Source organism: Paeniglutamicibacter sp. MACA_103, from assembly GCF_045798555.1.
In the GTDB taxonomy this organism is placed as follows: Bacteria; Actinomycetota; Actinomycetes; order Actinomycetales; family Micrococcaceae; genus Paeniglutamicibacter.
In genome coordinates, this window is sequence record NZ_JBIXLN010000012.1 from 83,697 (window position 1) to 96,796 (window position 13,100).

A 13,100-nucleotide genomic window follows, 5' to 3' on the forward strand; every position below is an offset into this window, starting at 1 on the left:
GCCGGTGCTTCCCCTGTTTCGGGGAAGCACCGGCACCGCCGTTTTAATGGCTAGGCCTTCCCTCCGCCCGATTGGTCGGCATATATGCCGCAAAGGAACTCGGCCTGGCCCAGGTGTGAAGCGGTCTCGTTAAGCACGCTAATGAGCCGGACGCCGGCAGTGACGGGCGGATTCCACCGCCGGTCAATAACGGTTGAAAGGTCCGCCTCGTGCAAGGCCGACAGGATGCCCATGGCTTGTTCGTGCACATCCCGGTGGTAGCCGAGCAGGTATTCGCCGTCATACATCCCGAAGTCCGCGACCTGGTCGCTGCTGTGCCCGAAGCCGGTATCCAGCTGCCTGTAGGACAGATTGAAACGGGTCACCCAGTGCTTGGCGATCCAACACTGTTCGAGCGTTGAATCCCCATCCAGTGCCCTGGCCAGATGCGTGAAGTGGTCATCCTGGATGCGGGTCAGGTGCCAGGCAAGCCATGCCATCGAGTTCGAATGGCTGCTCGCCCTAAAGCGCAGCATCCGCGGTTCGGCCTCTGACAGGAGCCGCTCGAGGCCATCCTGAACGCGGCCAAAGCCGTCCCGCAACAGCGCAATCGCGACGGATTCCGTTTCGTTCTCATGCAGACTCATCGCCTGTCCTTTCCCCTCGGATCGCAGGACGCGCTGCCTCGTAGCCTACGACTCCGGCAGTGCGCATGCCATAGCCGGAATCCTTCGCCGACGTGGAGTGCTTCCCAAAGCCGATAAACTCGGAGGCATGATCGTGGGAATTGGTGTTGATGTTGTGGAGGTCTCGCGCTTCAAGGCGCAGCTGGAGCGGACTCCGGCCTTGCGCGAGCGCCTCTTTGTTCCCGCGGAACGCGAGCTCCACGTGAGGTCCCTGGCCGCACGTTTCGCGGCCAAGGAAGCCATTGCGAAGGCATTGGGTGCTCCGGCAGGCATGAACTGGCAGCATTGCTGGATCGAGAAGGACGGCGCCGGCGATCCCTTTGTGGTGCTTGACGGCTCGGTTGCCGAGGCGGCCGCAAGAAAGGGTGTGGTGCATTGGCACCTCTCCATGAGCCATGACGGCGATCTGGCCACCGCCATGGTCGTCGCCGAACGGTAGACAGGTACCTCCCGACTGGCCATGGCTGCGGCAATTCGCCTCCGGAGTTGGGTATTCTGAACTAATGATCCCCGTCTATGCAGGTACCCACGTTCGAGATGCCGAAGCCCAGCTGCTGCGCGATGCCAACGACCTGACATTGATGCACCGGGCCGCCGACGCGTTGGCACACCAGGCGGTGCTATTGCTCAAGGAAAATACGGGGCGCCTTTACGGTTCCCGTGCCGTGGCCCTGATCGGACCGGGCAACAACGGCGGGGACGGGCTCTTTGCGCTTGCCACCTTGGCCAAGCGCGGGGTTCGCACCACGGCGGTGCTATTGGGCTCCCACGCACATCAGCAGGGCCTGGCGGCACTGTCGCGTGCCGGCGGACGCACGGCAACCTTGGCGGACCTCGACGACCTCCTGGTTAACTGCGATCTGCTCATCGATGCCGGCTATGGCACAGGGGTCCGTCCCGGGACGAAACTTCCCGACGTGCCCCGCGAAATCCCGGTGCTGGCGTGCGACCTTCCCAGCGGAGTGAACCCCGACACCGGAGCCGCGGCGGACAACGTCATCCCGGCCGACCGCACCGTCAGCTTCGGTGCACTGAAAACGGGACTCGTGGTGGGATCAGGCCACCTGGTGTCCGGGAACATTCTCGTCACCGACCTGGGACTCTCCGCAACCTTGCCCGAACCCGAGGCCTGGCTGGTACAGGGAGACGACCTCGAACTGCTGCTAGACCGCAAGACCGACTGGAGCAACGCGGGCAGGCACAAATACCAGCGCGGGGTACTGGGGCTGATGGCGGGCTCCGCCAAGTACCCCGGCGCCGCGGTGCTCACGGCCCGGGCGGCGGTGGCCAGCGGGCTGGGGCTGCTGAGAACTCTGGTCCCGGAGGCCGTTGCAACGGCCTTGACCACCCAGGTGCCGGAATCCGTCCCGCTGGCACCGCCCGAGCTCACAGCCCTCTTGGCGCGCAACCGCCGCAATGAGCGCGAGGGTGCCACCCGCATCGGAGCCTGGGCCATCGGCCCGGGGCTTGAGGACACCGAGGACACCCGCCGAAACTTGTCGGTGATCCTGGCCGCGAGCAATCCCTGTGTCATCGATGCCGGCGCGTTGGCCATGTTGGAACCGGGCGGACACCACCAATTGCGCATTCTCACCCCGCATGCCGGGGAACTGCACGCGCTGCTGGCCAAGGCCGGCGTACGCGTCAGCTCCCGCGACATCTCCAACGACCCGATCCGCTGGGCCCGCTGGGCGGCCGTTGCCTACGACTCCGTGGTCCTTCTCAAGGGACCCTCGACCATTTGCACCGCCCCCGACGGCTACACCCTGATCGTCCACGCCTCCACCCCGGATCTGGCCACCGCCGGCAGCGGCGACGTGCTCACGGGCATCCTGGGCACGCTGCTGGCAGCAGCGAATTTCCCGGCCACACGCACCGCGAGTGACGTCGTCGCGCAAAGCCATCGCCTGGCGGACCTGGCCGCGGCCGGCGCGCTGATCCATGCCCATGCGGGTTCCTTGGCAGCACACGAAGGCATGGTCAGCGCCGTCGACCTCCTGCAGGAGCTGCCCCGCGCCGGCCGCGACCTGGGACTTTAGGGGCTACGCCGCCGTTCGGCGGGCCGGACACGCTGCCTCGAGCCGGAACCGGGACCGGATTAACGAAAGGGACCCACCAACATTGCGAGTGCTTGGTGGGTCCCTCGCATTTGCGGATACTTGGGGGTACACGCAAACACCGCGTGGACAATTGGGGTAACCCACGCTCAAGTCATGCTACCCAATTTTCGGATAGTCGCATGCCTAATTGACCGTCAAATTTGAATACTTGGTGATTGCCGAAGCGGCGCCACAGTCAGCCAGTGCGCCCGGACGATAGCCAACCGGGGACCGGCGCGGCACGTGCCCGCCGGCGCACTCCCGGTCTTCTCCAGGACCTAGAGCTCTCCGTCAAGCGGAGCATGGTGCTGGCCCATGCCCACGATCTCCCAGCCCGACGCTTCCCATTGCTTCCGGTTCAGGACGTTTCGTCCGTCGATGAGGCGCCGGACGGCCACCAAGTGCTCGAGGTCCGTCGGGACCAGGGCCTTGAATTCCGCCCATTCGGTCAGCAGCAGCACCAGATCGGCATCCTGCACGGCCTCGGGCAGGTCGCTTGCGTACTGCAGGCGCGGAAAGCGCTCGGCCGCATTCTTGTTGCCCTTGGGGTCGTAGACGAGAACGTCGGCGCCGGCGTTGTACAGCCGCACCGCGATGTCCAGCGCCGGGGAATCGCGCACGTCGTCGGAGTCGGGCTTGAAGGTGACGCCGAGGACCGCGATGCGTGCCCCGACCAGCTGGTCCTTGAGCATCACGTTCGCCAGGCGGACCACGCGTTCGCGCCGGCGCAGGTTGATCTCGTCGACCTCGGCCAGGAAGCCCATGGTGTGGGTCAGACCCAGTTCACTGGTCCGCGCCTGCAGCGCCCGGATGTCCTTGGGCAGGCAGCCTCCGCCGAAGCCCACGCCGGCATTGAGGAACTTGCGTCCGATGCGCGCATCGTGGCCCAGCGCGTCGGCCAGCACCGTGATGTCCCCGCCGATGGTCTCGGTGACCTCGGCAAAGGAGTTGATGAAGGAGATCTTGGTGGCCAGGAAGGCGTTGGCGGCGACCTTGACGAGTTCCGCGGTCTCAAAGTCGGTCACGATCAGCGGGGTGTCCGCCTCCAGGGCAGTGGCGTAGACCTCGCGCAGGATCGCCTCGGAGGTCTCGTCCTCGACCCCCAGCACCAGGCGGTCCGGGGACATGGTGTCTGCCACCGCGAAGCCCTCGCGCAGGAACTCGGGGTTCCAGGCAAGGGTGATCCGTGCGTCGGGGTGGGCGTTGGCCGCAATCAGCCCGCGCAGCCGGCGTGCGGTGCCCACCGGGACCGTGGACTTGCCCACGATCAGTGCCGTGCCGCGGATGCGGGTGGCAAGCTCGGCCACCGCCGCGTCGACATAGCGCATGTCGGCCCCGTGCCCGTCGGCGCGCTGCGGGGTGCCGACGCCCACGAAGTGGATATCGGCCCAGGTGGCCACCTGCTCGTAGTCGGTGGTGAAGCGCAGCCGGCCGGAGGCAACGTGCTTGCGCAGGAGCTCGCCCAGGCCCGGTTCGTGGAAGGGCAGCTTGCCCTCGGACAGTGCCTGGATCTTTGCCGGGTCGACGTCAACGCCGATGACTTCGAAGCCGAGTTCAGCCATGCAGGCAGCGTGCGTCGCGCCCAGGTATCCGGTGCCTATCACCGATATCTTCATGCTCATGCCCGTGGAACACCCTTTCGAAAATCACTGGTGCAGCCGGGGGGCTGCACATTTCAAATGCGTGTGGCCGAGCGCCTGACACCGTAGGTGCCGGATCGCTCGGCCACGGTCTCAATGTTGCAAAGAGTATTTATAGGGCCAGTTCGCGGGAAACGACTTCGGCCAGCGAAGTCGCCAGTGAATGGGCCACGTCGTGCGAGGTGGCTTCCACCATCACGCGCACCACCGGCTCGGTTCCCGAGGGACGCAACAGCACGCGGCCGTTTTGCCCGAGTTCCGCCTCGGCGGCGACGATCGCGGCAATCAGCATCTGGTTGCCCGGGGCGGCTTCCTTGTCAACGCCCTTGACGTTGATCAGCACCTGCGGCAGCACCGTCATCGCGGCGGCAAGGTCCTTCAGGGACTTGCCGGTGGCCTTGACGCGGGCCGCAATGTGCAGGCCGGTCAGCACCCCGTCGCCGGTGGTGGCGTGGTCGGCGAAGATCACGTGGCCGGACTGTTCCCCGCCCAGGTTGTAGCCGCCCTCGCGCATGCCCTCAAGCACGTAGCGGTCGCCCACGCCGGTTTCCTTGATGGCGATGCCCGCCTCGCGCATCGCGATCTTCAGGCCGAGGTTGCTCATCACGGTGGCGACCAGGGTGTTGTCCTTCAGGACGCCACGTTCCTTCATGTCCATGGCCATGATGGCCATGATCTGGTCCCCGTCCACGACGGTACCCTCGTGGTCCACCGCCAGGCAGCGGTCGGCGTCGCCGTCGTGGGCGATCCCGAGGTCCGCCCCGTTGTCCAGCACCGAGGCCTGCAGGCGTTCGAGGTGCGTCGAGCCGTAGCCGTCGTTGATGTTGATGCCGTCGGGTTCCGCCCCAATGACCACGACCTGGGCGCCGGCGGCGTTGAAGACCTCCGGCGAGCAGCCGCTTGCGGCGCCGTGGGCGCAGTCAAGGACGATCTTGAGCCCTTCCAGGCGGTTGGGCAGCGTCTGCAACAGGTGCATGATGTAGCGGTCCTCGGCGTCCGCGAAGCGGTTGATGCGTCCGACGTCCGGCCCGACCGGGCGGTGCTTGGGCTTCTCCATGGCCGCCTCGATGGCGTCCTCGAGCGCGTCGTCGAGTTTCTTGCCGCCGCGGGCCAGGAACTTGATCCCGTTGTCGGGGGCCGCGTTGTGCGAGGCGGAGATCATGACGCCGAAGTCGGCGCCCAGGTCGGCGACCAGGTATGCCGCCGCCGGCGTGGGCAGGGTCCCCGCATCGTGCACGTCGACGCCTGAGGCCGCCAGGCCCGCCTCGATCGCAGCCGAGAGGAAGTCGCCGCTGATCCGGGGATCCTTGGCCACCACCGCCACGGGACGTCGCCCGTCATGTATTTGTTCATGACCCAGAACCATCGCGGCAGCCTGTGAAAGCGCCATCGCCAGCTCGGGGGTCAGAAGTTCGTTTGCTTTTCCGCGGACACCGTCGGTCCCAAATAACCTTGCCATCGCGACTCATCATAACCCGCACCCGGAGCATTCCCCGGCATTTCTCCAAACGGCATTCCACCGGCCGACCGCCCCGGGGAAAAGCAGCTTCCGGGCCCGGCGGCTGCCGGAGACGGACCCTAGTCCGTGCGCCCGGAATCCACCGTGACCCGCAGCGGAAGGGATGCGGAGGTACCCGCTGCGTTCTGGAGTTCGGCGGTGTAGCGGTGGTTGCCGTCCGCCCGTCCGCTGAACCGGACCACGGCGCGTTGCACCTGCGGGCTGTCGGCCTTCAGCGCCTGGCCGTGGATGAGCCGGCCGTCCTCGAAGAGACGGAAGACACTTGCGTTACTCCCGCGCGGCAACTCCATGACCACGGAGTAGTCCCCGTCCCAGCGGGCTGCGCCGGCCTCGGGCGCCAGGGACAAACGACTGCTTGCCGGCACTTGGGTTTCCACGTCGGTCGGCTCCCATGAGGCGGGGTTCAGGGGCAACTGCACCGGTTCCAGCGTGAGCTCGGCCGAGGCCTGCTTGCTGCCGTTTACTGCGGCAAGTTGCACCGTGCGTGCGGCCAGTTCCCCGCCGAGGGCCTCCTGCTCGGTCAATACGTGGACCAGCTCGGTGCCATCGGTGGCACCGGGGGCCAGTTCCCCGGCGAGCGCCTGGTCCCCGGAACGGATTCCGGTCAATCGCACGTTGCCGGTGTTGTGCAGCACGGCAGGGTGGCTGACGATGTCCCCGGCGGAGGCGTAGCCGTCGCCGTCGCGGTCGGTGAAGGTGCCGGCGGTTGCATTGGCCGCGAGGCCCGGGGCGCGCACCAGCAGGTCCACTTCTCCCCCGTCAACCACGTACTTCTTGATGACCGTGGCGTAGTCGGGTGCCTTCCCGGCGGTCCAGGTGCTGGCGGGGACGAAGTAGCCGTCGGCCACCTCGGCCTCGGTCACGGTGTGGCTCGGCGTGGCGCAGTCATAGGCGGCTCCGGCCGCCAAGGCGGAGTACCGGCAGTTGCCCGCCGGGCTGCTTTGGCCCACCGGGGCGGCAACCAGCGGTTCGAAGTTGCCGGCCGTCGGGACCACCCAGGCGATGGTGTTCCCGGTGTTGGCGACGTGGAAGGTGTACGGCAGCTTCTCCCCCGCCGCGTAGGGGGTGGCGGCAAGGTCGCGGGCCCCATCGGAGCGCTTGCCCGAAACATCGAGCGAGACGATTTCCTGGCCCTTGACCTGGGCGGTCAGGGTGGCGTGCGAGGTGCGGCCGTCCGCGGCGGTGAACCGGGCCTGCAGTTTCACTGCCCCGTTCGCGGTGGCCGGGGCGGTGACCGGGAGGCTGAGGGTGGTTTCGGCGCCCGCGGCCAGCGGGGCAAGGTCGGCGGTGCCCAGGTCCCACCCGTCCGGGCCGGTGAGCGTCAGCGTGCCCGAGAGCGCGGTGGATTCCTGGTTGGCGATCTTCACGGATGCCTCGGCACTGGACCCGGCGTCCAGTGCCAGCGGCGCGGCCGACAGCGGGGCGCAGGCGACATTGAGCCAGTCTTGGTCGAACGTGGCAAAGGGGAGGTCGTTGGTGTAGCCGGCCTCGTAGAAGACCCCGTACAGCCCGTCGTCCAGCGCGGTGGCGACCGAGTAGGCGGAGAAGCCCGAGCGGATGGTGCGCAGCCCGGGCCAGGTCTCCCCGTCGTCGCAGGAGACCCGGGCCGAGACGTTGCGGCGCTCGGTGGGGTGGTTGGCCCCCGTGTACAGCAGCATCTTCGCCTCCGCGCTGCCCTCGGCCGCTTCGGGGAACATCCGGGTCACGTGGGCGTTGTTGGTCGGGTCCACGAGCTCGGTGTCGGTTTGAACCGGCGAGTAGCTGTGACCGCCGTCGGTGGAGATCGCCACCTTGCGGAAGCCGCCGTTGTTCGAGTCGCGGGAGTTGAGCATCACCCGGCCGTCGGAGAGCTCGACGACCTTGTTCTCGTCCATCCCGGTGCCGATGAATTCCCCGCGCTCCCAGGTCTGACCGTGGTCATCCGAATATACGGAGTAGGCCTGGATCGGCGTGCTGCCATCGGCCTGCATGACCCGGCCGGCGTATTGCTGCACCAGCCGCCCGGCGTGGGCCCCGTAGCGCAGCTGGATGCCGGCCCCGGAGGTGGCGAAGGTGGACTTCACGTCGCCCGGTTCGGGGGTGGCATCGGCGCCGGGCTTGGCCACGTCGGTGATCAGCCGCGGTTCGCTCCAGCTCACCCCGCCGTCCCTCGAGGAGACCACCGCGGCGCTGATGACATTGCGGTCGGCATCGTCGTTCCCGAAGGTGCTGCCGTGGAATCCCTGGTCCTTGGAATAGACAAAGAAGGCGAAGACGGTGTTGGTTTGTGCATCGACAACGAAGCTGGGGTCGCTGTAGCCATACTTCAGGGTCTCGGCGTCGCCCAGGTGGCCGGCGGCGATGGTGGTCATCTGTCCGAAGGTCTTGCCGTTGTCGGTGCTGCGGCGCATCACGATGCTGTTGGCATTGGGCGCGTCGGCGGCGGAATTCGGGCGGGCGTCCCAGGCCGTGAGCACCACGCCGTTGCCCAGGTGGGCCAGGGCGGGGATGCGGTAGAAGTAGTTCTCGCTGGTCCTGTCGGCTGCGAGGTTCGCCTCGCTGTAGGTGCCCGGGGCGGCGAACGGATCGCTGCCGGGCACCGGAAGTGCTGCACCTGCGGATCCCGCCAGGGCAACCGGGGCCAACAGCGCGATCAGGGCGGCGGCCGCCAGGGGGCGGGCGGCGCGGGAGGGTCGGGGTTTCGGGTGTGCGGTCATCTCTTGGGTAGTGCCTTTCCGGCTGGGGAGGGTCGGGGCGGTCGAGCTAAGAGGTAGGACATCCGATCTATGAATACGTGAGTTATGCCACACGTGTCAAGCAGCGGGCGGCGAATCAGTCGAAGTCGAGCGCACCGCCGGGCGCGTTGTCGCGGGCGAAATCGTAGTATTCCCGGTCCCCGAGCAACGAGGCAGCCGCCTCGTCCACGACCACCGTCGCCCGCTCATGCAATTGCAGCGCGCTCGCAGGGCAGAAGGCGCCCAGCGGGCCTTCGGCCATGGCCGCCACGGCGGCCGCCTTGGATTCCCCGGTGGCGACCAGCAGCACCGAGCGGGCACGCAAGATGGTGCCAATGCCCTGGGTCAGGCAGTGAACCGGCACCGCTCCGGCGTCGCCCCCGAAGAACCGCGCATTGTCGCGCCGGGTCCGCGGGGCAAGGGTCTTGACGCGGGTGCGGCTGCCCAGCGAGGAGCCGGGTTCGTTGAAGCCAATGTGACCGTTGGCCCCGATACCCAACAGCTGCACGTCGATGCCGCCCGCGGCCTCGATGGCTTCCTCGTACTGCATGCAGGCCGCCCGCAGGTCGACCGCGGCGCCGTCGGGGACGTGCACTCGGGCCGGATCCATCCGAAGCGGCACGGTGACGTCCCGGTGGATGACCGAACGGTAGGCCTCGGGATGCGCGGGATCAAGTCCCACGTATTCATCCAGCGCGAACGCCGTTGCGCGGGAGAGGTCCAGCCCCTCCCGCACCAGGGCGGCCAGCTCCGAGTACGTTGCCTGCGGGCTGGAGCCGGTGGCCACGCCGAGCACGGGATCGGGCCGTCTGCCGAGGACGTCGGCAATGAGGCGGGCGGCATGGCGGCCCACGGCCGCCGGGTCTGAGAGCACGATGATTTCCACCCTGCCCAGAGTACCCATCTTTCGATGATTTGTCCGTACCAATATCAAGATTTTTCGCTATATACTCGGAATCATGGAGCAATCACGCGAATTGGTTCGGACCGGTTCCCCCAAGTACGTGGCCCTGGCCAACGCCCTGGCCGAACAGATCCGCACGTCTCTGGCCGTCGGAGATCCGCTGCCCACCGAACGGGAGCTGCAGGCCGGCTTCGGGGTCAGCCGCGACACCGTGCGCCGGGCCATCGCCCGGCTGGCCTCCGCAGGCCTGGTCTACAACGTGCAGGGCTCGGGCACCTATGTCGCGGATCCCGCGCAGATCCGCAAGGGCCCGCGGCTCACCGGATTCAGCCAGGACATGGCCGAGCGCGGGCTCAAGGCCTCCTCCCGCACCCTGGACTGTGGGATCGAACCATGCTCGGCCGACACGGCCCGCACCCTGGGCCTGGCCGAGGGCTCCGGCGTCCTGCTGCTGCGCAGGCTCCGGCTCGCCGACGGAACACCCATGGCCCTGGAGACCGCCCGCCTACTGCCGGGCCTCTTCGGCGAGGAACTGCCCGACCCGGAGGGCTCGCTGGACGCGCAGCTGGCCGCGCACGGCCAGCGCATCGTGCGGGCCTCCCAGGCCATCTCCGCAACCAACCTCACGCCCACCCAGGCGCACCTGCTCGACCAGCCCGTGGGAGCCGCGGCCCTGCGCATGGAGCGGGTCGGCTTCACCGAACGCGGGCGGGCCGTCGAGGCCACCGAGACCCTCTACCGCGGGGACCGCTACGGCTACGAAACGACCGTGGAGCGGGGTCCCGCCTGATTTCGGAGGTACCGGTTTCAAAGTATGACCCGCACCGAACCCGAGACGCATGAACGGCATCCATTCCGCACCGAACCATGAGACTGAACCGCTAGAGTCGACAGTGAGTAGCGAAGTCAAACACGACTTTGCACTCGTTGGCCAGGGGGCAAGAACGTGACCGAAACAGTGATTTCACCGAAGCGGCTGGATCCGCGTGGCTTGCTCAGTGAATGGGCGAACGCGTCGGACGAGTGGGTACGCTTTATTGTCAAGCATGTCCTTTCCGACGGCGAACCCTTAGGAATCGAAGAAGAGTCTCAGGCTTACGCCCTTTTTCGGCAGGAGAATGCTTTTGAAGCCCGTGCACTGCCCACGGAATTGCCACTGGCGACTCTTGAGCAGGAGGATGAAGCAATTGAGCCACTAAAGCTCACGTCTCTCGCTGAAGTAACCGGTGTCAACGCTCTGGTGGAAGGCGGTGTCATTGAACCGCATGAGGGTCTGACGATCCTGTTCGGTGAGAACGGTACGGGAAAGACGGGATATTCGCGGATCTTCAAGGGACTCGCTGCCAGCCGGACCGCGGACGTGATCCTTGGCAATATCGAAGCCACTAGCCCGCAGACTCAATCCGCATTGGTCGGATACACACTAGGTGGGGAGTCTAAGACCCATGCATGGACGGGACAACAAGGAATTGCCCCCTTCACTAGAATGTCCATCTTCGATAGCCCTTCCGTCAGTTTCCACGTGGACGACGATCTGGAGTACGTGTACGTTCCGGCCGCCCTTGCGCTGTTCAATCACGTGATTGCTGGCATCAAGGCTGTGCAGAGCCAGATTGAACAAGCTGTTGAGGATCTGCAAACGGGACCAACAGGAGTTCTGTCGCGGTTTGCGCCTGGCTCCAGCGTGTACCCCCTTATCGAGGAACTTGGGGCTGCGACTGATCTAGAACAGTTGAAAACGTTCGCCGATACCGATCATGACGTTGACGCTCGCTTGGGCAACTTACATCGCATCGTCGCCGCACTCGAAGCAGACACAATTGGCTCTGAGATCAAGGTCCAGCAGCGCGTCGAAAATATAGTCGCTCAAGCGTCGGCTGTAGCAACATCGATGGTTCAATTCAATATCCCTGAGTTTAATCTCGAAATCGCTAAACTCGCCGACCTCGAGGATGACTATCGAACGTTCCGCGCCGCATTGTTTGAGGCGGCAGATCTCCCTGCTGATCCCGATGAAACCTGGAGCACATTCGTCGAAGCAGGAGACAGCTACAAGACGCATCTCACCATACTGGGCGCACACGATGCTGACCGATGCCTCTACTGCCGACAACCGCTGGACGAAACCGCGCGGGCACTAATCGACAAGTACTCTGAATATCTGGAGGACAAGATCACCACCGAAATTGCCGCCTCGGTTTCCCGACTTGAATCTCTTGCCGAACCGATCCTGGCCATCCAAGCAGGTGACGCCTCTACTTTTGCAAACGAATACGCTTCCACGGACGACAAGCCGACTTTCCACGTGGAGCTGGACCGTACTCTTGCCACGTTGGCTACTCTCACAGGCCACCTTCAATCGACGTCGATTGTCGAGTTGGATCTAACCCTAAACACTGCAGAGGACTTGGAGGCACTCACCGCCGCTCTGTCAACCACGAAGGAATCGTTGGTAGAGCTGAGAAGGCATGATGAGTCGCGGGCGCAAACGCTCGCTGAGAAAAAGACGGCGCTTGTCGAACTGGAAGCAGCCGCGGAACTGACAAAGTCGTGGACGGTGATCGAGTCGCATGTGAAGGACGCAAAGCAGGCAAAGCGGTTGACGCTACTCGCCAGACCCATGACCGGGCTCTTGCGGGCTGTCACTGGCCTGGCAAAGACCGCGAGCGACCAGATGATCAATGCGAGCTTCGACGCACTCTTCAACGAAGAATGCACCGCCCTTCGAGCGCCTACGCTGCAAGTGGAGTTCTCTGGCCGCCAAGGACGAGCGCAACGACGGAAGGTCCTCAGTGGTAAGCACAAGCCGTCCAAGGTTCTTTCGGAAGGCGAACAGAAGGTAATCGCGATGGCGGACTTCCTCGCCGAGGCGCGGCTCGCTGGCATCTCGGCTCCGGTCATCTTCGATGATCCAGTTTCCAGTCTCGATCACCGGCGGATCAACGAGGTCGCACAACGAATCACTTCTCTCGCTAGTACCACGCAGGTCATCGTGTTTACGCATGATATCTTCTTCGCGATTACTCTGCTCCACCTTATGGAAGCGACTAAGCGATGCTCGTACTTCCACATTAGTGACGAGGGAGGAAAGGGGCAGATCGTCCGCGCGACCGGCCCGCGCTGGGACAGCCTGAACAACCTTAAGAAAAACATCAACCAGACGATCCAGGATGCCAGGTTGCAAGAGGGTGATGCTCGTGCAGCCCTCGTTCGGACCGGCTACGACTGGATCCGAGCATGGTGCGAGGTTTTCACGGAGTCGGAACTGCTCCAGAATGTTACTCAGCGATACCAACCCAACGTACGCATGACGAACCTGCCGAAGATCAAACCCGCGGCTTTGCCTGCCGTCATCGAGACCGTCACTCGGATCTTCGAAGACGCTTGTCGGTACATCGACGGCCACTCGCAGCCGCTGCCGAGCCTGAATGTAACTCCTACCCTAACTGGACTGGAAAATCATTGGGAACAATTGACCACAGCGCGAACGACTTACAACAATGCTGACGAGTAAACGAGCGATAGTCGTTGTTCAGCTTCAGTGGCGGAAGGACCAACA

9 protein-coding genes are annotated in these 13,100 nt (G+C 65.1%); 4 read left to right on the plus strand and 5 right to left on the minus strand.

Features of this window, described 5'->3' with window-relative positions; genetic code table 11:
• Nucleotides 1-50 precede the first annotated feature (50 nt).
• On the minus strand, nucleotides 51-626 hold the full coding sequence (locus tag ACIPVK_RS07905) for a mycothiol transferase (RefSeq protein ID WP_407611415.1): 576 nt from the start codon (nucleotides 624-626) through the stop codon (nucleotides 51-53).
• A 127-nt stretch (nucleotides 627-753) separates the two neighbouring features.
• Here ACIPVK_RS07905 and ACIPVK_RS07910 point away from each other — a divergent pair, with 127 nt between their 5' ends.
• Both ACIPVK_RS07910 and ACIPVK_RS07915 read left to right on the plus strand, forming a co-directional pair.
• Nucleotides 754-1,104, plus strand: coding sequence for a holo-ACP synthase (locus tag ACIPVK_RS07910; protein ID WP_217389456.1), 351 nt, complete (start codon nucleotides 754-756; stop codon nucleotides 1,102-1,104).
• Nucleotides 1,105-1,168: 64 nt separating this feature from the next.
• Complete coding sequence (locus tag ACIPVK_RS07915) at nucleotides 1,169-2,704, plus strand: NAD(P)H-hydrate dehydratase (RefSeq protein WP_407611416.1); 1,536 nt, start codon at nucleotides 1,169-1,171, stop codon at nucleotides 2,702-2,704.
• Between the two features lie 338 nt (nucleotides 2,705-3,042).
• Here ACIPVK_RS07915 and ACIPVK_RS07920 read toward each other — a convergent pair whose 3' ends face one another.
• From ACIPVK_RS07920 to nagB, 4 genes are all read right to left on the minus strand, one after another.
• Nucleotides 3,043-4,386 carry a UDP-glucose dehydrogenase family protein gene (locus tag ACIPVK_RS07920; RefSeq protein ID WP_407611417.1) on the minus strand — a complete coding sequence of 448 codons (1,344 nt, stop codon included), beginning with the start codon at nucleotides 4,384-4,386 and terminating at the stop codon, nucleotides 3,043-3,045.
• 130 nt (nucleotides 4,387-4,516) lie between these two features.
• Entirely contained in the window at nucleotides 4,517-5,863 is a 1,347-nt protein-coding gene (gene glmM, locus ACIPVK_RS07925; RefSeq protein WP_407611418.1) for a phosphoglucosamine mutase, read from the minus strand.
• Nucleotides 5,864-5,982: 119 nt separating this feature from the next.
• Entirely contained in the window at nucleotides 5,983-8,619 is a 2,637-nt protein-coding gene (locus tag ACIPVK_RS07930; RefSeq protein WP_407611419.1) for an exo-alpha-sialidase, read from the minus strand.
• A 115-nt stretch (nucleotides 8,620-8,734) separates the two neighbouring features.
• Entirely contained in the window at nucleotides 8,735-9,523 is a 789-nt protein-coding gene (nagB, locus tag ACIPVK_RS07935) for a glucosamine-6-phosphate deaminase (RefSeq protein WP_407611438.1), read from the minus strand.
• Between the two features lie 73 nt (nucleotides 9,524-9,596).
• Here nagB and ACIPVK_RS07940 point away from each other — a divergent pair, with 73 nt between their 5' ends.
• Both ACIPVK_RS07940 and ACIPVK_RS07945 read left to right on the plus strand, forming a co-directional pair.
• Complete coding sequence (locus tag ACIPVK_RS07940) at nucleotides 9,597-10,331, plus strand: GntR family transcriptional regulator (protein ID WP_407611420.1); 735 nt, start codon at nucleotides 9,597-9,599, stop codon at nucleotides 10,329-10,331.
• Between the two features lie 156 nt (nucleotides 10,332-10,487).
• Nucleotides 10,488-13,055: an AAA family ATPase gene (locus ACIPVK_RS07945; protein ID WP_407611421.1), complete on the plus strand. Its 2,568-nt coding sequence runs from the start codon at nucleotides 10,488-10,490 to the stop codon at nucleotides 13,053-13,055.
• Nucleotides 13,056-13,100 lie beyond the last annotated feature (45 nt).